Source organism: Streptomyces niphimycinicus, from assembly GCF_018883605.1.
GTDB lineage: Bacteria > Actinomycetota > Actinomycetes > Streptomycetales > Streptomycetaceae > Streptomyces > Streptomyces niphimycinicus.
Window position 1 is genome coordinate 1 of the sequence record NZ_JAHLEM010000229.1, and the last position, 20,840, is coordinate 20,840.

Genomic DNA, 20,840 nt, shown 5'->3' on the forward strand with positions numbered 1-20,840 from the left:
GCGGCGCCGTGCCGTCGGTCGACTGCGGCGCCGCCGTGGCTGGTCCCACGCGGCGGAGCCGCATATCGACACAGCCGCGGCGGAGCCGCACATCGACACGGCCCCGCGCCCCTTCGGGGCGCTGCCCGAACCGCATCGGACCTCCGCCGATCTGCCGAGAGCCGCCGGGGCTCGCGTCCCCGTCCCGTCCCGGACCGCAAGGCCCACCCCCGCTCAAGGGCATTTCGCGCGTCGGGGACAATGGCCTGGGAGCGTTCGCCCCCGAGCGCCCGGACCAGGCGCAGTACAGCTACGAGGAGAATTCATGGCGGGTCACAACCACGGACACACCCCGGCCGCCTGGACCGGTGTCACCATCGCCTTCATCGGCTTCTGCGTCGCCGGCGCGTTCACCGTGGCGGCCAACCCGCTCGGCTTCTGGGCGGGCATGGTGATCATCGTCCTCGGTGGTGTCGTCGGCGCGGCGATGCGCGCGGCCGGGCTGGGCCTGCCCAAGGAGCAGCACTCGCTCCCGCAGCCGCAGCCCACGGCGCAGGCGCAGGCACAGACCCAGCAGTGAGCCCGGGCGCGGCCCGGGGCCGCGCCCGCCTCCACCGCGCCCGCCTCCACCGCGCTCGGCTCTGAGCCGTACGGAGGCCGGCGCACCGGCCCTGAGCCGCGCCTTCGAGGATCCCGGGGGAGACTTGGCGGTGTGAGCGAACCACCGTCGGCCGCCCCGGCCCCCGTGGCGCGGCGTCTCGCGGCACCTCTCGGAGTGCTCGCGGGCGTTCTCGCCGCGTTCGGCTACGTCGGCGCCGTGGACCCCGGGGAGCCGGGTCACTACCCGGTCTGTCCGCTGCTGCGGCTCACCGGGCTGTACTGTCCCGGCTGCGGCGGGCTGCGCGGCGCCCACGCCCTGGCCCATGGCGAGCTGGCGGCCGCGCTGCGGGACAACGCCCTCGCCGTCGGCTGTTACGCGCTCTTCGCCGTCTGCTGGGTGATGTGGTGTGTGCGCGGACGCTTCCCTGAGGCGCGGCCTTGGCATGCGGGGGCGCTCGGCGTGGTGGCCCTGGTCTTCACAATCGTCCGGAATTTCCCGTTCGGGGGACTACTGACCCCGTGACCGCTGTTGTGTATGTGCATGTGGGGGCCGCCCGCGTCAACCGGATGCGAGACCTCGGCGTCCCGGCGGCTACCATCGCAGTGCCAGGTGAGGCGGCTTGCCGCCGTACCCGGCGGATTCAAAGCCAGCTTCATCCCCGTCACGGAAGGGGGCCCGCTCGATGAGTGTGCTCGACGAGATCATCGACGGAGTCCGTGCCGACCTCACGGAGCGGCAGGCGCGCGTCACCCTCGACGAGCTCAAGGAGCGGGCGGCCAAGGCCCGGCCGGCGAAGGACGGCGTCGCGGCGCTCAAGGGCGACAGCGTCAATGTGATCTGCGAGGTCAAGCGGTCCAGCCCGTCCAAGGGCGCGCTCGCCGCGATCGCCGACCCCGCGGGGCTCGCCGCCGACTACGAGGCGGGCGGCGCGTCCGTCATCAGCGTGCTGACCGAGCAGCGCCGCTTCGGCGGTTCGCTGGCCGACCTGGAAGCCGTAAGGGCGAAGGTCGACATTCCGGTGCTCCGTAAGGACTTCATCGTCACCTCGTACCAGCTCTGGGAGGCGCGGGCGTACGGCGCCGACGTCATCCTGCTGATCGTCTCCGCGCTGGAGCAGGAGGCGCTGGTCTCGCTCGTCGAGCGTGCCGTGTCCATCGGGCTGACGCCGCTGGTCGAGGTGCACGACGAGGAGGAGGTCGTCCGGGCGGTCGACGCCGGAGCCCGGGTGATCGGCGTCAACGCGCGCGACCTCAAGACCCTCCAGGTGGACCGCACGACCTTCGCACGCGTCGCCCCGGAGATCCCGGACCACATCGTCAAGATCGCGGAGTCGGGTGTGCGCGGTCCGCACGACCTGATCGCCTACGCGAACGACGGCGCGGACGCGGTGCTGGTCGGCGAGTCCCTGGTGACCGGGCGCGACCCCAAGGCCGCGGTGGCCGATCTGGTGGCGGCGGGCGCCCACCCGGCGCTGCGCCACGGCCGGGACTGAGCGGACGGGACCGGCGGACCATGGAGACGTACGCGCGCCTGGCCCGGGGCTGTCGGCCCCGGGGCTGCCGCGCGCCCGCGAGGCGGGTGCGGGGGCGGCGCGTGCGCTACCACATCGGATGCGAGCCGGGGCAGATCAACGGGCGGCGATGGCGTCGGACGGCAACGCGCTGACAGTGCGCTGCGGGCCGTAACCGTGGGCCGGGCCCGGGGGATTTCCGCCCGGCGGGCCATGGCTTTTCCACCCATCACATCCGTTGCGGGGCGCTGCCCCGATCGAGGAGTACCACCCATGTCCTCTGATTTCTTCATTCCCGACCCGGAGGGTCGAGTGCCCAGCGCCGAGGGCTATTTCGGCGCCTTCGGCGGCAAGTTCATCCCCGAGGCGCTCGTCGCCGCCGTCGACGAGGTCGCGGCCGAGTACGAGAAGGCCAAGACGGACCCCGCCTTCGCGGCCGAACTCGAGGATCTGCTGGTCAACTACACCGGCCGGCCCAGTGCGCTGACCGAGGTGCGGCGGTTCGCCGAGCACGCCGGGGGTGCCCGGATCTTCCTCAAGCGGGAGGATCTCAACCACACCGGCTCCCACAAGATCAACAATGTGCTGGGGCAGGCCCTGCTCACCAAGCGCATGGGCAAGTCCCGGGTCATCGCCGAGACCGGCGCCGGTCAGCACGGGGTGGCCACGGCCACCGCGTGTGCGCTGTTCGGGCTCGAATGCACCATCTACATGGGCGAGGTCGACACCCAGCGGCAGGCGCTCAATGTGGCGCGGATGCGGATGCTGGGCGCCGAGGTCATCTCCGTGACGTCCGGCAGCCGCACCCTCAAGGACGCCATCAACGAGGCGTTCCGGGACTGGGTCGCCAATGTGGACCGCACCCACTACCTCTTCGGCACGGTGGCCGGCCCGCACCCCTTCCCGGCGCTGGTGCGAGACTTCCACCGGGTGATCGGTGTGGAGGCGCGGCGGCAGATCCTGGAGCGGACCGGGCGGCTGCCGGACGCGGTCGCGGCCTGCGTGGGCGGTGGATCCAACGCGATCGGGCTGTTCCACGCCTTCCTGCCGGACGAGGGCGTACGCGTCGTCGGCTTCGAGCCCGCCGGGCACGGTGTGGAGACCGGGGAGCACGCGGCCACGCTGAGCCAGGGCGAGCCCGGGATCCTGCACGGTTCCCGGTCGTTCGTGCTCCAGGACGAGGACGGCCAGATCACCGAGCCGTACTCGATCTCGGCCGGTCTGGACTACCCCGGCGTCGGGCCGGAGCACGCCTATCTGAAGGAGATCGGCCGCGCCGAGTACCGGGCGGTCACCGACGACGAGGCGATGCGGGCGCTGCGGCTGCTCTCGGAGACCGAGGGCATCATCCCGGCGATCGAGAGCGCCCACGCGCTGGCGGGCGCCCTGGACCTCGGCCGTGAGCTGGGGAGCGACGGCCTGGTGCTGGTCAACCTCTCCGGGCGCGGCGACAAGGACATGGACACGGCGGCTCGGTACTTCGGGCTCTACGACCAGCAGAGCGACCAGGGAGCGAAGTGATGGCCGGGAATCTGGAGCTGCTGGGATCCGTGCTGGCGGGCGCCAAGGACGAGGGGCGCGCCGCGCTCGTCGGCTATCTGCCCGCCGGTTTCCCCTCCGTCGACGGCGGGGTGGACGCGATGACCGCCATGATCGAGGGCGGCTGCGACATCATCGAGGTCGGGCTGCCGCACAGTGATCCGGTGCTCGACGGGCCGGTGATCCAGACCGCCGACGACATCGCGCTGCGCGGCGGGGTCAAGATCCGCGATGTGATCAGCACGGTGGGGGAGGTGCATGCCCGCACGGGTGCCCCGATCCTGTGCATGACGTACTGGAACCCGGTGGACCGGTACGGCGTCGAGCGGTTCGCCGCCGATCTCGCCGAGGTGGGCGGCGCGGGCTGCATCCTGCCCGATCTGCCGGTCCAGGAGTCGGAGGTCTGGCGGAAGGCCGCCGAGCAGCACGGTCTGGCGACCGTGTTCGTGGTCGCGCCCAGCAGCCGTGATGAGCGGCTGGCGAAGATCACGGCGGCGGGCAGCGGTTTCGTCTACGCGGCGTCCCTGATGGGCGTCACCGGAACGAGGGAATCGGTGGGCCAGGAGGCGCGCGAGCTGGTGGCGCGCACCCGCGGCACCACCACGCTTCCGGTCTGCGTCGGGCTCGGCGTCTCCAACGCCACCCAGGCGGCCGAGGTCGCGGCGTTCGCCGACGGGGTCATCGTGGGCTCGGCCTTCGTCAAGCGGCTGCTGGACGCCGAGGGCGACACCGAGGCCGGTCTCGCGGGGCTGCGCGAACTCGCGGGTGAGCTGGCGGAAGGCGTGCGCGCCCCCCGTTAGCCGCCTCGTCCGTCAGCGGCGCCGCCGGTCGGACGCCGCCAGGCGGCTCGCCCGTTGGAGGGTCGCTCGTTAGAGGGAAGAACGGGGCGGAGGAGCCCAGCGGTGCTCCTCCGCCTCGTTGGCGAGGGCGTGAGTCAGAGAAACCGTGAGGGAAAGCGCGGCGCCCGAGAGCGCCTGCGGGAACAGCGCGAGCGGGAGCGGTCGCGCGCGAAGCGGAAGCGGACGCTGGGCGTCCTGGGGGCCGTGGTGGCCGTCCTCGCCGGGGCCGTGGGGGTGGGCATGGTCGCGTCCAGGACCGAAGACGACTCGGGCAAGTCGGGCAGCTCCGTGGTGCCACCGCGCGGAGCGATCGGCAAGGGGCACCTGGTGATCCCCTCGGGGATGGCGGAGAAGGCGGGGCGGGGCGGGCAGGCGGACCAGGCCGGGAAGCCGGCCCCGGTGACCCTGACGGTGTACGAGGACTTCCGCTGTCCCGGGTGCAAGCAGTTCGAGGACGTCTTCCGCAAGACCGTCCACGAGCTCCAGGACGAGGGCCGGATGAAGGTCGAGTACCACCTGGTGACGATCATCGACGGAAACCTCGGCGGCACCGGTTCGGTCCGCGCGGCGAACGCGGCGGCCTGCGCCCAGGACCAGGACGCCGGGAAGTTCCGGGCCTACCACGATGTGCTCTACCGCCATCAGCCCGCGGAGACCCGGGACAGCTATGCGAAGAACGCCCGGCTGATCAAGCTCGCGGACCAGGTCCCCGGGCTGGTCACCGCCGCCTTCCGGAAGTGCGTCGAGGAGGGCCGGCACGACGCCTGGGTGCGTAAGTCGGGCGATGTCTTCGCGCACTCCGGCTACGCGTCCACGCCGACGGTGCTGCTGGGCGGGAAGTCCGTGTACGGCGACCCGGACAAGCCGCTGAGCCCCAACAAGCTCAAGCGCATGGTTCTCGCGGCGGCCCGGGACTGATCCTTGTTACGCAGCCGTTGCCGGGTGGGTTGTCGCATCTCCCGCCCGGCACGGTAGCGTCGGTCCTGTCATGGACCTCCTCGCTTACATTCCCAGCCCGTCGTCCGGCGTGATCTATCTCGGCCCGGTCCCGCTGCGCGGCTATGCCTTCTGCATCATCATCGGCGTCTTCGTCGCGGTCTGGCTCGGCGGGCGGCGCTGGGTCGCCCGGGGCGGCCGCGTCGGCACCGTCGCCGACATCGCCGTCTGGGCGGTGCCCTTCGGCCTGGTCGGAGGCCGCCTCTACCACGTCATCACCGATTACGAGCTGTACTTCACCGACGGCCGTGACTGGGTGGACGCGTTCAAGATCTGGCAGGGCGGCCTCGGGATCTGGGGGGCCATCGCGCTGGGCGCCCTGGGTGCCTGGATCGGCTGCCGCCGCCGGGGCATCCCGCTCCCGGCCTACGCGGACGCCATCGCGCCCGGGATCGCCTTCGCCCAGGCGATCGGCCGCTGGGGCAACTGGTTCAACCAGGAGCTGTACGGCAAGGAGACCACCCTGCCGTGGGCGCTGAAGATCGACGGCGACGCCGACGCGGGCCGGGTGGCCGGCACGTACCACCCGACCTTCCTGTACGAGTCGCTGTGGTGCATCGGCGTGGCCCTGCTGGTGATCTGGGCGGACCGTCGCTTCAAGCTGGGGCATGGCCGTGCGTTTGCCCTCTACGTCGCGGCGTACACCGTGGGCCGCTTCTGGATCGAGTACCTCCGGGTGGACGACGCCCACCATGTGCTCGGGCTGCGGCTCAACAACTGGACGTCCGTCGTGGTCTTCCTGGCCGCGGTGGCCTATCTGGTGATCTCCGCGAAGAAGTCCCCCGGTCGCGAGGAGGTCGTCGAGCCCGCCGCGGCCGAGGACGGCGCGGACGCGAGCGGCGACGGACCGGCCCCGGCCGCCAAGACCGAGGCGGGCGACGCCGCTGCGGCCGGGACCGGCGGGGCGGACGAAGCCGGTGCGGTGGCCGCCGAGGCGGAGCCCTCCAAGAAACCCTGACGCGCGCCGCGTCGCGTTCAATGAGACGTTAGGACGTCCCATAGGCCGCCGGACCCCTCGGGATTCGGCGGCTTCTTTACGTTTCCGCAGGTCAGCGAGGTAAGTTCGGCCTTCCTTGCTGGCGGAGCGGGGTAATTCGTGCGTACCTTCGAACCGTTGGGGTGGGGCCGCATCGCCGCACCCTTCTCGAAGGGAGCACATCTTCATATGTCCGTCATCGATACCGCCGAGCCCCCGCACATCGCCCACCGCGACAACCACACCCACCGTGATGTGACCGGCGGCTGGCTGCGCCCCGCCGTCTTCGGAGCCATGGACGGACTGGTCTCCAACCTCGCGCTGATGACCGGCGTGGCCGGCGGCGCGGTGGACCGGCAGACCATCGTGATCACCGGTCTGGCGGGGCTGGCGGCCGGCGCCTTCTCCATGGCCGCCGGGGAGTACACCTCCGTCGCCTCCCAGCGTGAGCTGGTCGAGGCCGAGCTGGAGGTGGAGCGGGGCGAGCTGCGCAAGCACCCGGTGGACGAGCTGGAGGAGCTGGCGGCGCTCTATGTGTCGCGCGGGGTGGAGCCGGCGCTGGCCCGTGAGGTGGCCGAGCAGCTCTCCCGCGACCCCGAGCAGGCGCTGGAGATACACGCCCGCGAGGAGCTGGGCGTGGACCCGGACGATCTGCCCTCACCGCTGGTCGCGGCGGTGTCCTCGTTCGGCTCCTTCGCACTGGGCGCGCTGCTGCCGGTGCTGCCGTATCTGCTGGGCGCCTCGGCGCTGTGGCCGGCCGTGGTGCTGGCGCTGATCGGGCTGTTCGGCTGCGGTGCGGCGGTGGCGCGGGTGACCGCCCGTTCCTGGTGGTACAGCGGGCTGCGGCAGCTCGCGCTGGGCGGCGCGGCAGCGGGTGTGACCTATGCCCTGGGCGCTTTGTTCGGAACGGCCGTAGGATGACAGGCATACGGTGAGCCGCATAACTACGCCGTTACTCCTCGGTTTCGATCCTTTTGCAGGCGGGCATAAGCCGAAAGCGCTTGGGCAGAGTCGCCCGGTCCGCGCTATGGCGACGCTGGTCGCCCCATCCGCTACCGCCCGTATTGCCTGATATCGCCCCACCCTTGGGGTGTCCGCATGGTGGAATGGAATTTCCACTTCCCGAGATTCAACCCATCATGTAACCTGCACGAAATTCTCGCGGAGGGCCAACGTCGTCCCTCGGCACACGCAAAATGCCATGACGACGACGGGAGAGCCGATGCGTTCCGCATCCCACCCCGCCCGCCAGGGGATGTACGACCCACGCAATGAGCACGACGCCTGTGGCGTCGGCTTCGTGGCGACCCTCACCGGCGAGGCCAGCCATGAGCTCGTGGAGCAGGCTCTCACTGTGCTGAGGAACCTCGAGCACCGCGGCGCCACCGGTTCCGAGCCCGACTCGGGCGATGGCGCGGGCATCCTCGTCCAGGTTCCGGACGCCTTCCTGCGGGCCAGCGTGACCGGCTTCGAGCTGCCCGAGGCCGGTGCCTACGCGGTGGGCATCGCGTTCCTCCCGGAGGGCGAGAGCGAGTCCGCGGCCGCCGCGGAGCACATCGAGCGGCTCGCCGCCGAGGAGGGCCTGACCGTCCTCGGCTGGCGCGAGGTGCCCGTCGCCCCCGAGCTGCTGGGCAACGGCGCCCGTTCCACCATGCCCGCCTTCCGCCAGCTCTTCGTCGCCGACGGCACCAGCACCGGCGTGGCCCTGGACCGCACGGCGTTCGTGCTGCGCAAGCGCGCCGAGCGCGAGGCGGGGGTCTACTTCCCCTCGCTGTCCGCCCGCACCCTCGTCTACAAGGGCATGCTGACCACCGGCCAGCTCGAGCCGTTCTTCCCGGACCTCTCCGACCGCCGCTTCGCCACCGCCGTCGCGCTGGTCCACTCCCGGTTCTCCACCAACACCTTCCCGAGCTGGCCGCTGGCCCACCCGTACCGCTTCGTCGCCCACAACGGTGAGATCAACACCGTCCAGGGCAACCGCAACTGGATGCGGGCCCGGGAGTCCCAGCTCGTCAGCGACCTGTTCGGGGAGAAGGGGCTGGAGCGGATCTTCCCCCTCTGCACCCCGGACGCCTCCGACTCGGCGACCTTCGACGAGGTCCTGGAGCTGCTCCACCTCGGCGGCCGCTCGCTGCCGCACTCGGTGCTGATGATGGTCCCCGAGGCGTGGGAGAACCACCCCGCCATGGACCCGGCCCGGCGCGCCTTCTACCAGTACCACTCCACGATGATGGAGCCGTGGGACGGCCCGGCCTGTGTCACCTTCACCGACGGCGTCCAGGTCGGCGCCGTGCTGGACCGCAACGGTCTGCGGCCCGGGCGCTACTGGGTCACCGACGAGGGCCTGGTCGTGCTCTCCTCCGAGGTCGGCGTCCTGGACATCGACCCGGCCAAGGTGGTCCGCAAGGGCCGGCTCCAGCCGGGCCGGATGTTCCTGGTCGACACCGCCGAGCACCGCATCATCGAGGACGACGAGATCAAGGCCGAGCTGGCCGCCGAGCAGCCGTACGGCGAGTGGCTCGAGGCCGGTCTGATCGACCTGGCCGACCTTCCCGGGCGCGAGCACATCGTGCACACCCACGCCTCGGTCACCCGCCGCCAGCAGACCTTCGGCTACACCGAGGAGGAGCTGCGCGTCCTGCTCGCGCCGATGGCCAAGGCCGGTGCCGAGCCGATCGGCTCGATGGGCACCGACTCGCCGATCGCCGCCCTCTCCGAGCGGCCGCGGCTGCTGTTCGACTACTTCACCCAGTTGTTCGCGCAGGTCACCAACCCGCCGCTGGACGCGATCCGCGAGGAGCTGGTCACCTCGCTGATCTCCTCGCTGGGCCCGCAGGGCAATCTGCTGGAGCCGACCGCGGCCTCCTGCCGCAGCGTCACCCTGCCCTTCCCGGTGATCGACAACGATGAGCTGGCCAAGCTCATCCACATCAACGCCGACGGGGACATGCCGGGCCTCAAGGCGGCCAATCTCTCGGGCCTGTACCGGGTCGGCGGCGGCGGTCAGGCGCTCGCCGCCCGGCTGGACGAGATCTGCGCCGAGGCCGACCGCGCCATCGAGGACGGCGCCCGGCTGATCGTGCTCTCCGACCGTCACTCGGACGCCGAGCACGCCCCGATCCCCTCGCTGCTGCTCACCTCCGCGGTCCACCACCACCTCATCGGCACCAAGCAGCGCACCCAGGTGGGGCTGCTGGTCGAGGCGGGCGACGTCCGCGAGGTGCACCATGTCGCGCTGCTGATCGGCTACGGCGCCGCGGCCGTCAACCCGTACCTGGCCATGGAGTCGGTCGAGGACCTGGTCCGGGCAGGGACGTTCCTGCCGGGTGTCGAGGCCGATACCGCGATCAAGAACCTCATCAAGGCGCTCGGCAAGGGCGTCCTGAAGGTCATGTCCAAGATGGGCATCTCGACCGTGGCCTCCTACCGGGGCGCGCAGGTCTTCGAGGCCGTCGGCCTGGACGAGTCCTTCGTGGACACCTACTTCCACGGCACCGCCACCAAGATCGGCGGCGCGGGCCTGGATGTCGTCGCCAAGGAGGTCGCCGCCCGCCACGCCAAGGCGTACCCCGCCTCCGGCGTCCCCTCCGCCCACCGCACGCTGGAGATCGGCGGCGAGTACCAGTGGCGCCGCGAGGGCGAGCCGCATCTCTTCGACCCCGAGACGATCTTCCGGCTTCAGCACTCCACCCGGTCGCGTCGCTACGACATCTTCAAGAAGTACACCGAGCGGGTGAACGAGCAGTCCGAGCGGCTGATGACGCTGCGCGGTCTGTTCTCCTTCAAGGGCGAGCGGCCCTCGATCCCGATCGACGAGGTCGAGTCCGTCGGCGAGATCGTCAAGCGGTTCTCCACCGGCGCCATGTCGTACGGCTCCATCTCCCAGGAGGCGCACGAGACCCTCGCCATCGCCATGAACCAGTTGGGGGCCAAGTCCAACACCGGTGAGGGCGGCGAGGACTCCGACCGGCTGCACGACCCCGCCCGGCGCTCGTCGATCAAGCAGGTGGCCTCCGGCCGCTTCGGTGTGACCAGCGAATACCTGGTCAACTCCGATGACATCCAGATCAAGATGGCGCAGGGCGCCAAGCCCGGCGAGGGCGGCCAGCTTCCCGGCCACAAGGTCTACCCCTGGGTCGCCAAGACCCGGCACTCCACCCCGGGCGTCGGTCTGATCTCCCCGCCGCCGCACCACGACATCTACTCGATCGAGGATCTCGCCCAGCTCATCCACGACCTGAAGAACGCCAACCCGCAGGCCCGGATCCACGTCAAGCTGGTCTCCGAGGTCGGCGTCGGCACGGTCGCCGCGGGCGTCTCCAAGGCCCACGCCGATGTGGTGCTGATCTCCGGCCACGACGGCGGCACCGGCGCCTCGCCGCTCACCTCGCTCAAGCACGCGGGCGGCCCCTGGGAGCTCGGCCTCGCCGAAACCCAGCAGACGCTGCTGCTCAACGGGTTGCGCGACCGCATCGTGGTGCAGACCGACGGCCAGCTCAAGACCGGCCGTGACGTGGTCATCGCCGCGCTGCTCGGGGCCGAGGAGTTCGGCTTCGCCACCGCGCCGCTGGTGGTCTCCGGCTGCGTCATGATGCGCGTCTGCCACCTGGACACCTGCCCGGTCGGCATCGCCACCCAGAACCCGGTGCTGCGCGAGCGCTACAGCGGCAAGGCCGAGTTCGTGGTGAACTTCTTCGAGTTCATCGCCGAGGAGGTCCGTGAGATCCTGGCCGAGCTGGGCTTCCGCACCCTGGACGAGGCCATCGGCCACGCCGAGCTGCTGGACACCGCCCGCGCCGTCCAGCACTGGAAGGCACAGGGCCTGGACCTCGCCCCGCTGCTGTACGTGCCCGAGCTGCCCGAGGGCGCCGTCCGCCACCAGGCGATCGCGCAGGACCACGGCCTGGCCAAGGCGCTCGACAACCAACTGATCAAGCTGGCCGCCGACGCGCTGAACGCCGAGAGCGCCGAGGCCGCCCAGCCGGTCCGCGCCCAGGTCGCGATCCGCAACATCAACCGGACCGTCGGCACCATGCTCGGCCATGAGGTGACCCGGACCTTCGGCGGCGCGGGCCTGCCCGACGACACCATCGACATCACCTTCACCGGCTCGGCCGGCCAGTCCTTCGGTGCGTTCGTGCCCAGGGGCGTCACCCTGCGGCTCGAAGGCGACGCCAACGACTACGTGGGCAAGGGCCTGTCCGGCGGCCGGATCGTCGTCCGCCCGGACCGGGGCGCGGACCACCTCGCCGAGTACTCCACCATCGCGGGCAACACCCTCGCGTACGGCGCGACCGGCGGTGAGATGTTCCTGCGCGGCCGGGTCGGCGAGCGGTTCTGCGTGCGCAACTCCGGCGCCACCGTCGTCTCCGAGGGCGTGGGCGACCACGGCTGTGAGTACATGACCGGCGGCCACGCGCTCGTCCTCGGGCCCACCGGCCGCAACTTCGCGGCCGGTATGTCCGGCGGCATCGCGTATGTGATCGACCTCGACCCGGACAACGTCAACGTCGATCTGCGCAGCGCCCTCGGCGCGCTGGACGACACCGACAAGCAGTGGCTGCACGACGCGGTGCGCCGCCACCACGAGGAGACCGGCTCCACCGTCGCGGGCGCGCTGCTCGACGACTGGGAGACCGCCCTCACCCGCTTCAGCAAGATCATCCCCGCTACGTACCAGGCCGTGCTCGCCGCCAAGGACGCCGCCGAGCGAGCCGGGCTCTCCGAGTCCGAGACCACCGAGAAGATGATGGAGGCGGCGACCAATGGCTGACCCCAAGGGCTTCCTGACCACTGGCCGAGAGGTCGCCGAGACCCGCCCGGTGGACGAGCGCGTCAAGGACTGGAACGAGGTCTACGTCCCCGGCTCGCTGCTGCCGATCATCAGCAAGCAGGCCGGACGCTGCATGGACTGCGGCATCCCGTTCTGTCACAACGGCTGTCCGCTGGGAAACCTCATCCCCGAGTGGAACGACTACGCCTACCGGCAGGACTGGCGCGAGGCCAGCGAGCGGCTGCACGCGACCAACAACTTCCCGGAGTTCACCGGGCGGCTGTGCCCGGCCCCGTGCGAGTCGGCCTGTGTGCTCGGTATCAACCAGCCCGCGGTGACCATCAAGAACGTCGAGGTCACCATCATCGACAAGGCGTGGGACGCGGGCGATGTCACCCCGCAGCCGCCCGAGCGGCTCAGCGGCAAGACCGTCGCCGTCATCGGCTCCGGCCCGGCGGGCCTGGCCGCCGCCCAGCAGTTGACCCGGGCCGGTCACACGGTCGCCGTCTATGAGCGGGCCGACCGCATCGGCGGGCTGCTGCGCTATGGCATCCCCGAGTTCAAGATGGAGAAGCGGCACATCAACCGCCGTATCGAGCAGATGCGCGCGGAGGGCACCAAGTTCCGCACCGAGACGGAGATCGGCCGCGACATCGACGCGGCCAAGCTGCGCAAGCGGTACGACGCCGTGGTCATCGCGGCCGGCGCCACCACCTCGCGCGATCTGCCGGCCCCCGGCCGGGAGCTGAACGGCATCCACTTCGCGATGGAGTATCTGCCGCTCGCCAACAAGGTGCAGGAGGGCGACCTCACCACCGCCCCCATCACCGCCGAGGGCAAGCATGTCGTGGTCATCGGCGGCGGCGACACCGGCGCGGACTGCGTCGGCACCGCCCACCGGCAGGGCGCCGCCTCCGTCACCCAACTGGAGATCATGCCCCGGCCCGGCGATGAGCGGAGCGCGGGCCAGCCCTGGCCGACCTTCCCCATGCTCTACAAGGTCACCTCGGCGCACGAGGAGGGCGGCGAGCGGATCTACTCCGTCTCCACCACCCACTTCGAGGGCTCCGCCCCTGAAGAGGGAGAGACTGTCGGCAACGTCCAGTGGCTGCATCTGATCGAGGTGGAGTTCAAGGACGGCAAGCTGGAGCAGAAGCCGGGCACCGAGCGGAAGATCCCGGCCCAGTTGGTCACCCTCGCCATGGGCTTCACCGGCACCGACCAGAAGAACGGCCTGGTCGAGCAGTTCGGCCTGGAGCTGGACGAGCGCGGCAACATCGCGCGCGACGACGACTTCGCCACCAATGTGCCGGGTGTCTTCGTGGCCGGTGACGCGGGCCGCGGCCAGTCGCTGATCGTCTGGGCCATCGCCGAGGGCCGCTCCGCCGCGCGCGGGGTGGACCGCTATCTGGCCGGGGCCAGCGAACTGCCCGCCCCGATCCGCCCCACCGACCGGGCCCTCATGGTCTGACCGGTCCGCCCCCTGCCGGTCTTCCCGGCTTCGGTCTCCTGGGACTCCCGGGACTTCCGGGACTGGACTCCCGGATTCCTGGATCTCCGCCCGTACAACGGCGTACGGGCCGGCCGCGCGGCGCCTTCCCCCTACCCGACCAGGGGGGAGGCGCCGCGTGGCGTTCGCGGTCGGCAGCCGCTCGGTGGTTGACCTTCGCTCAGTGGTCGGCGTCCGCTCAGGAGTTGACATTGTCTCGGGCGCGCTCCACCATCATTCCACTAACTGATTAGTGAAAGGGTGGTGGACGGATGGTCGAGTACCGCATCGACCGGCGCAGCGGCATCGCCACCTATCTACAGATCGTCCAGCAGACCAAACAGGCGCTCCGCCTCGGACTGCTTCAGCCCGGGGACCGGCTGCCCACGGCCAGGGAGGTCGTCGCGGCCACCGCCATCAACCCCAACACCGTCCTGAAGGCATACCGCGAGCTGGAGCGCGAAGGGCTGGTCGAGCCCCGGCCGGGCCTGGGCACCTTCGTCCGCCGGTCGCTGGCCCGGCCCGGCGCCGCCGCGGACTCACCGCTGCGCGCGGAGCTCGCCGACTGGACCGACCGGGCCCGCGCCGCCGGGCTCGACCGCGAGGACGTGACGGCGCTGGTGGCCTCGGTTCTCGAAGAGCGCTTCGGCGAGACCGCCACCCTCAGCGAGAGTGGCCACGAGGAAGACGGTGAGAACCGGTGACCGACGAGATCGACGCGGCCGGCGCACTGGAGGCGTCCGGGCTGGGCATGAAGTACCGGCGCGGCTGGGCGCTGAGAGATGTCGCCTGCCACCTGCCCGCCGGGCGGATCTGCGCGCTGGTGGGCCCCAACGGCTCCGGTAAGAGCACCCTGCTGTCCCTCGCCGCCGGTCTGCTGACCCCGACCACCGGCACGCTGCGGGTCTTCGGCCGGCCGCCCGCCGCGCCCGCCGCCCGCGAGCGCGTCGCCTTCGTCGCCCAGGACAAGCCGCTCTACCCGCGCTTCTCCGTCGCCGACACCCTGCGCCTGGGCCGGGAGCTGAATCCCCGCTGGGACCAGAAGGCCGCCGAACGGGTGGTGGAGGAGGCCGAGGTGCCGCTGTCCGCCCGCGTCGGCTCGCTCTCCGGCGGCCAGCGCACCTGTGTGGCCCTCGCCCTCGCCCTCGGCAAACGCGCCGATCTGCTCCTCCTGGACGAGCCGATGTCCGATCAGGACCCGCTGCGCCGCCACCGGATGATGGGCGTGCTGATGGCCGAGGCCGCAGAGCGCGGCACCGGCGTGGTCATCTCCACCCATGTGCTCGCCGAACTCGACGGAGTCTGCGACCACCTGCTGCTGATGGGCGGCGGCCGGATCCGCCTGGCGGGCGGGACGGACGAGATCCAGGCCGCCCACCGCGTCATCACCGGCCCGAGCGCGACCGGCGGCGGAACACCGGCCGCGCTCGCCCGCCACACCGTGGTCGAGACCCGCACGACAGGCCGTCAGCTCACCGCGCTGATACGCCCGGAGGGCACCCCGGCCGGGGACGGCTGGATCGTCACCGAACCCTCCCTCGAAGAGGTCCTGCTCGGCTATCTGCGCGCTCCCGACGCCCCGCCGCTGCTCGCGGACGACCCGCGGACGGCCGATACGGAGGTGGGGGCATGAGCACGGCCGGCATCCGGCTCGCCGCACCCGGCGCCCGGCCCCGCACCCGAGGACTGGTGTGGCTGGTGGCGCGCCAGCACCGGGCCGCCCTCTGGGCGGGCCTGGCCGTGGTCGTGGCGATCGCCGCGTACATCGTCTGGCAGCGCACCGGGATGGTCGGCTATCTGCGGGCGCACGACATCCAGGACTGCGCGGGCTGGAAGCGGTTCTGCCACGGCAGGCGGATCCATCCGGAGCGGGGATCCGACCCCACGATCGAGGCGCTCCGCCACCTCGGCGACACCTACCGCGCACCGCTGCTCAACACCGGACGGCTGCTCATCGCACTGCCCGCGCTGATCGGCGTCTTCATCGGCGCGCCCCTGTTCGCCCGGGAACTGGAGATGGGCACCCACCAGTTGGTGTGGACCCAGTCCGTCACCCGGACCCGCTGGCTCATCGCCAAGCTCGCCCTGCCCCTGGTCGCCGTCACGGCCGGCACCGCCATCCTCGCGGCCCTCTACACCTGGTGGTGGCGGGCGGCCCGGGTCCAATTCCCGGACATTGCCTGGGGCACCGCCGCGCCGTTCGACGCGACCGGCCCCGCGGCCGTCGCCCTCGCCCCACTGGCCTTCTTCGTGGGCGCGGCGGCCGGGCTGCTGCTGCGGCGCACCGTCCCCGCCATGGCGGTCACCCTGGGGGTCACCGCCGGTGTCCAGTACGGGCTCGGCGCCCTGCGCCCCCACCTGATGACCCCGCGGACGATCGTCTCCGACGCCAGCGGCGACTTCGCGCACACCCCCCTCGAGATCTTCTACACCTCCTGGCGCGGTATCGGCGACGGCTATCTGACCCGCTCCGGGGCGAAGATCCCCTCGGACCACTGCTCGTCCGCCATCGGCCAGGACGACTGGAACCGCTGCCTCGCCCGCTCCGGCGCCACCCAGAAGCAGTACGAGGAGCTGCACCCGGCGAGCCACTACTGGCCCATGCAGTGGATGCAGGCCGGGATCTGCCTGGCCGTCGCCGTCGCACTCGCCGCGTTCTGCGTGTGGTGGATCCGGCGGCGACCCACGGTGAAGGAGACGGCGTGAAGACCGGAACCGCCACCCGCCCGGGCCCGCCGCACACCGGCTCCCCTCCCAGGCCGCGACACACCCGCTCCCCGCTGAGCCCGCGCGGTCCGCTCTGGCTGGCCTGGCGCCGCCAGCGGACCGTCCTGGTGACGGGCGCAGTGCTGATCCTCGCCCTCGCCGGATATCTCGTGTACCAGCGCACCGGCATGGCCGCCCTGATCCACGACCGGGGTGTCGCCGACTGCCGGATATGGCGCGAGTGCAATGGGATGCCCCTGGACTCCTCGGACGAGCTGTCCGAGGCGTTCGTCCGGCTGGAGAGCTACCGCGCGGCGCTGCTCGACGCCGCACGGCTGCTGCTCGCGATCCCCGCGGTCATCGGGGCCTTCGTCGGCGCACCGCTGATCGCGCGCGAATTCGAGAGCGGCACCGCCGCGCTGGTCTGGTCCCAGTCGGTCGGCAGGGTGCGCTGGCTCATCGCCACGCTCGCCCTTCCCGTCGTCGCCACCCTGGCCGCCACCAGCCTGCTGGCCGCGCTGTTCACCTGGTGGTGGTGGCCGGTGCGCGGCACCTTCCCGGACGTCCACTGGGGCGACACCCTGCCGTTCGACGTGGTGGGCCCGGCCTTCGTATCGCTGTCCCTGCTGTCCCTCCTGCTCGGCACGGCCTTCGGCCTGGTGCTCCGGCGGACGCTGCCCGCCATGGCCTGCACCCTCGCCGTCACCGCCGGTGTCGTGTACGGCCTCCAGCAGTTGCGCCCGCATCTGCTGCCCCGGCTCACCGTGACGGCGGGCGTCCACGTCCACGCGGAGGCGCCGTTCGGCGGGTGGTACATCGGCTCGGGGTATCTCGACGGGACCGGTGCCAGGGTCGACGGGTCGGCCTGCGAGGGGCTGCTCGGCGGGTGGCCGGCCATCTTCCGCTGCCTCGACCGCCGCCACCTGCCCCAAGAGTATGAGGACTACCACCCCATCGGGCACTTCTGGTCCATGCAGTGGATGCAGGCCGGGATCTGCCTGGCCGTGGCCGTCGCGCTCGCCGCGTTCTGTGTGTGGTGGATCGGGCGCAGACGGGCCTGACCAGCGCCCCCGCCACCACGGTTCCGCCCCTTCCGCCCCTTCCACGGCTCCCGCGCCCTCCCGCGGCTCCTCACCCTTCCGCTCCGATCGGAGTCCCCTTCCCCATGGCCATCTCGCCCGCCCTCGACACCGCCCGGGGCGTCCCACGCGTCCACCCGGCGCCCCCGGTGCGCCGCCGCCCCGGCCTGGCCGTCGTCGCGCTCGCCCCGGCCGGGCTGGCGCTGGCGCTCGGGCTGTGGGGGATCCGCCGGGAGCACAGCATGTGGCGGGACGAGTCGACGACGTACCAGGTCGCGCACCGCAGCGTCGGCGAGATCGGCCATCTGCTCGGCAACGCCGATGTGGCGCACGGCCTCTACTACCTGCTGATGCACGCCGTCTTCGCCCTCTGGGACGGCGGACTGCTCGCCCTGCGGCTCCCCTCCGTACTGGCCATGGCCGCCACCGCGGCCGGGGTGGGACTGCTCGGCCACCGGCTCGCCGGGCCCCGCGCCGGACTCATCGCCGGGCTGGTCTTCCCGCTGGCCCCGGCGGTGCAGCGATACGCACAGGAGGGGCGGTCGTACGCCCTGGTCAGCGCCGCCGTCGTCGCGGCCACGCATCTGCTGCTGAGCGCGGTGGCCAGGCCCCGCAAGCGCACCTGGGCCGGATACGCCGCCGTCGCCTCGCTGGCCTGTCTGCTGCACGAGTTCGCGATCCTGGCCGTCGCCGCGCACGGCGTCGCGCTGTACCGGGCCCGGGTGGGCGCGCGGTCCGGCTGGGCGTGGGGGCAGGCGGCCTCCGTGGTGGCCGTGGTGCTGGCACCGCTGGTGATCGTCAGTCAGCAGCAGGCGGCGCTGGTCGACTGGATCTCCGCGCCGGGCCCGCCCGAACTGCTCGGCTTCGGGGCGCTCGCCCTGACCGGCCTCGGCTGCGCCCGGGGACCACTGCCCGCCCGGGGGCCCGTCCCGCTGCGCGACCTCGCCCTGGCGCTGCTGATCCTGCCACCGGCCGCGCTGATGGCGGTGTCGTATCTCCATCCGCTCTACGTCGACCGGTATGTGCTCTACGCCCATGTCGGGCTCGCACTGCTGATCGGCGCCCGGCTGGACGCGCTGTCGCGCACCGTCGCCGTTCCTCGGGCGCTGGCCGGGGGACTGGCGGTGGCCGCCGTGGCGGCCCTGCTGCCGTACTCGCTCCACCTGAGGACCCCGGGGAGCCGGCTCGACAACACCCTCGCGGCCGCGCGCGCCGTACGGGAGCTGGGGCGGCCCGGAGACGGGGTGCTCTTCCTGCCCGCGCGGCGCCGGGAGCCGATCATGTCCAGCCTGGAGGAGTTCCGGGGGCTGCGGGAGCTGGCGCTGGCCCGGCGCGCGATCCCCTCGGGCACACTGCACGGCATCGAGCTGCCCGCACCGGGGATCCGGGCCCGGATGCTGACGGCCGGGCGGATCGTCACGGTGAACGACCCGCCCGGCCAGCCGCTGGACGACACCCCTCAGGAGCGGGTGAAACGGGAGGTGCTCGCCGAGCACTTCCACCGTTGTGCCGTCAGGGACGTCACCGGGATGCGGATCGTGCTCTACGGGCGCGCGGGGCGGTGCTGAGCGCCTACGCCTTGCGGGGCTGTGTCGATGTGCGGCTCCGCCGCGCCTGTGTCAATGTGCGGCTCCGCCGCGTGGGACCAGTCACGACGGCGCCGCAGCCGGCCGACGAGGCATCGCGACACTTCCAGCGGAGCGCTCAGCTCTCGACCAGCCGGGCCGGGAAGCCGCCCGTGGCGACCGGGCCCCAGCGCTCGGGAGTGACCCGGATCAGCGACTTGCCCTGCTTGCGCATGGCCTCGCGGTACTCGTCCCAGTCCGGGTGTTCGCCCGCGATATTGCGGTAGTACTCGACCAGCGGCTCGACGGACTCCGGGGTGTCGACCACCTCGGCGGCGCCGTCGATCTGCACCCAGGGGCCGTTCCATTCGTCGGACAGCACGACGAGGCTCACGGCCGGTTCGCGCTTGACGTTGCGCACCTTGGCGCGCTCGGGGTAGGTGGACATGACGATACGGCCGGAGTCGTCGACTCCGCAGGTCAGCGGGGACGCCTGGGGCGAGCCGTCCGCCCGGCGGGTCATCAGCAGCGCACGGTGGCGCGGGCGGACGAACTCCAGCAGTTCGTCGAGGCCGACACGGGTGTTGGTGGCGATGGAGGGGCTCATGCAGGCGAGCGTACGACGTCGAGCGCACTCCAGGCCCGCACGGCCACGGACCGGACCGGCGCCGCGTCGGATCTGTCGTGAGCTGCCGTTTCACATGTCGCGTGACATGTCCCGTCAGTGTCCCGTCAGGTGTCCCGTCAGGTGTCCCGTCAGGTGTCGCACTCCAGCACCGTGCGGCACAGCCCGCAGCGGGCCCGCACCCGGCCGCGCACCGGGACCCGGATGCGCTGACGGCAGGTCGGGCAGGGGAAGGAGACGCTCAGCGGAGGACCGCTGTCGAAGGCGTAGTCGCCTCCGGTGGGGGAGGGGTCGCCGGACTGGGCCGACCGGCGGTCCTTGGCGTAGCGGCGGCGGCCGGTCCACCCGGCGGCGGCGAGCGGCGGCCGGGCCTGGTCGTGGCGCGCCAGCTCCAGCCCCTTGGCGTACGCCTCGTACGCCTGCGGAGAGGTGAACCAGGGGGAGGGGTCCTCATCGAAGAGCAGCGCCCGCTTGGCCAGTACGTAGCCGAACTCCTCCGGCGTCAGATAGCCCAGTTTCTGGCTGGAAAGCGAGTCCTGACGGAAGGCGTCGAGCAGCAACCAGCCCGTGCCGAGATAGGCGGCGGTGGTGTCGGTGAGGATTTCGTTGTCGCGTGTGCCGGGGAACGAGAGGTCGAGGCGGTGCAGATACACATGCGTGACCTCATGGGCGAGGGCCGCGCCGATGTCCCGACGGTGGTTCTTGAAGCGGGAGTTGAGCTCGATGAAGTACTCCGGGCCCGCGGCGAGCTCCACGTTTCCCGCATGCCGCATCTCCCGGAAGCTCACGATCATCCGGGCGTCGGGCAGCCGCAGATGCCGCACCATCGCCCCGGCCACCCGCTGAACGCCCAGGTAGAGGTCGTCCTGGTCGGAGAAGGCCACATCGCCGGGGACCACGCTGAGCCCGAAGGTGTCCACCGTGTCGCGGGACAGCCGGCGGTAGAGCGCGGTGATCGAGGCCCGGACGGTGTCCAGGTGGGGAAAGCCGTGCTCGATGTCGCTGCCCGGTGCCGCCACGCCGTCACCCCGTGCCCGTCGCCAGCCGTGAGCCCTGTCTCATCTCAACCTTACGGTCGTTCGGCGGGGCGGCGGGTAGGCCGCGCTGGCTGAAAACCGACCCTTGTCACCCCGTTCACCCGCTCCACATAATCACAGGGCGTT

General features: G+C 71.7%; 18 protein-coding genes. 16 read left to right on the forward strand and 2 right to left on the reverse strand.

The window, feature by feature from the left end; all coding sequences use genetic code 11:
* Window positions 1-304 precede the first annotated feature (304 nt).
* The 16 genes from KN815_RS21110 to KN815_RS21180 all read left to right on the forward strand — a co-directional run bounded on the left by KN815_RS21110 (window position 305) and on the right by KN815_RS21180 (window position 19,055).
* Window positions 305-559 carry an HGxxPAAW family protein gene (locus KN815_RS21110; protein ID WP_216343506.1) on the forward strand — a complete coding sequence of 85 codons (255 nt, stop codon included), beginning with the start codon at window positions 305-307 and terminating at the stop codon, window positions 557-559.
* 132 nt (window positions 560-691) lie between these two features.
* A complete protein-coding gene (locus tag KN815_RS21115) occupies window positions 692-1,102 on the forward strand; it encodes a DUF2752 domain-containing protein (RefSeq protein WP_216343507.1) in 411 nt (136 codons plus the stop codon).
* Between the two features lie 160 nt (window positions 1,103-1,262).
* Window positions 1,263-2,072, forward strand: coding sequence for an indole-3-glycerol phosphate synthase TrpC (gene trpC, locus KN815_RS21120; RefSeq protein WP_216343508.1), 810 nt, complete (start codon window positions 1,263-1,265; stop codon window positions 2,070-2,072).
* A gap of 20 nt (window positions 2,073-2,092) precedes the next feature.
* Complete coding sequence (trpM, locus tag KN815_RS52230; RefSeq protein ID WP_372458418.1) at window positions 2,093-2,245, forward strand: tryptophan biosynthesis modulator TrpM; 153 nt, start codon at window positions 2,093-2,095, stop codon at window positions 2,243-2,245.
* A gap of 118 nt (window positions 2,246-2,363) precedes the next feature.
* Complete coding sequence (gene trpB / locus KN815_RS21125; protein ID WP_216343509.1) at window positions 2,364-3,611, forward strand: tryptophan synthase subunit beta; 1,248 nt, start codon at window positions 2,364-2,366, stop codon at window positions 3,609-3,611.
* Window positions 3,611-4,429, forward strand: coding sequence for a tryptophan synthase subunit alpha (trpA, locus tag KN815_RS21130; RefSeq protein ID WP_216343510.1), 819 nt, complete (start codon window positions 3,611-3,613; stop codon window positions 4,427-4,429). Before trpB ends, trpA begins: the two co-directional genes overlap by 1 nt.
* Before the next feature lie 129 nt (window positions 4,430-4,558).
* Entirely contained in the window at window positions 4,559-5,386 is an 828-nt protein-coding gene (locus tag KN815_RS21135) for a DsbA family protein (RefSeq protein WP_216343511.1), read from the forward strand.
* Between the two features lie 70 nt (window positions 5,387-5,456).
* On the forward strand, window positions 5,457-6,422 hold the full coding sequence (lgt, locus tag KN815_RS21140; protein ID WP_216343512.1) for a prolipoprotein diacylglyceryl transferase: 966 nt from the start codon (window positions 5,457-5,459) through the stop codon (window positions 6,420-6,422).
* Window positions 6,423-6,629: 207 nt separating this feature from the next.
* Window positions 6,630-7,361, forward strand: a complete 732-nt coding sequence (locus tag KN815_RS21145; RefSeq protein WP_216343513.1) for a VIT1/CCC1 transporter family protein — start codon at window positions 6,630-6,632, stop codon at window positions 7,359-7,361.
* Window positions 7,362-7,662: 301 nt separating this feature from the next.
* Window positions 7,663-12,213, forward strand: coding sequence for a glutamate synthase large subunit (gene gltB / locus KN815_RS21150; protein WP_216343514.1), 4,551 nt, complete (start codon window positions 7,663-7,665; stop codon window positions 12,211-12,213).
* Window positions 12,206-13,684, forward strand: coding sequence for a glutamate synthase subunit beta (locus tag KN815_RS21155; RefSeq protein WP_216343515.1), 1,479 nt, complete (start codon window positions 12,206-12,208; stop codon window positions 13,682-13,684). Before gltB ends, KN815_RS21155 begins: the two co-directional genes overlap by 8 nt.
* Before the next feature lie 290 nt (window positions 13,685-13,974).
* The gene (locus tag KN815_RS21160) at window positions 13,975-14,406 is read left to right on the forward strand and encodes a GntR family transcriptional regulator (protein WP_216343516.1); all 432 of its coding nucleotides are present in this window, start codon (window positions 13,975-13,977) and stop codon (window positions 14,404-14,406) included.
* On the forward strand, window positions 14,403-15,335 hold the full coding sequence (locus KN815_RS21165; RefSeq protein WP_216343517.1) for an ABC transporter ATP-binding protein: 933 nt from the start codon (window positions 14,403-14,405) through the stop codon (window positions 15,333-15,335). Before KN815_RS21160 ends, KN815_RS21165 begins: the two co-directional genes overlap by 4 nt.
* Complete coding sequence (locus KN815_RS21170) at window positions 15,332-16,408, forward strand: ABC-2 membrane transporter-related protein (RefSeq protein WP_216343518.1); 1,077 nt, start codon at window positions 15,332-15,334, stop codon at window positions 16,406-16,408. The genes KN815_RS21165 and KN815_RS21170 overlap by 4 nt, the downstream gene beginning before the upstream one ends.
* Window positions 16,405-17,469: an ABC-2 membrane transporter-related protein gene (locus KN815_RS21175; RefSeq protein ID WP_216343519.1), complete on the forward strand. Its 1,065-nt coding sequence runs from the start codon at window positions 16,405-16,407 to the stop codon at window positions 17,467-17,469. The genes KN815_RS21170 and KN815_RS21175 overlap by 4 nt, the downstream gene beginning before the upstream one ends.
* Before the next feature lie 104 nt (window positions 17,470-17,573).
* Complete coding sequence (locus KN815_RS21180; RefSeq protein WP_216343520.1) at window positions 17,574-19,055, forward strand: glycosyltransferase family 39 protein; 1,482 nt, start codon at window positions 17,574-17,576, stop codon at window positions 19,053-19,055.
* Between the two features lie 136 nt (window positions 19,056-19,191).
* Here KN815_RS21180 and KN815_RS21185 read toward each other — a convergent pair whose 3' ends face one another.
* Entirely contained in the window at window positions 19,192-19,659 is a 468-nt protein-coding gene (locus KN815_RS21185) for a PPOX class F420-dependent oxidoreductase (RefSeq protein ID WP_216343521.1), read from the reverse strand.
* A gap of 149 nt (window positions 19,660-19,808) precedes the next feature.
* Window positions 19,809-20,696, reverse strand: a complete 888-nt coding sequence (locus tag KN815_RS21190; protein WP_216343522.1) for a hypothetical protein — start codon at window positions 20,694-20,696, stop codon at window positions 19,809-19,811.
* Between the last annotated feature and the right edge of the window lie 144 nt (window positions 20,697-20,840).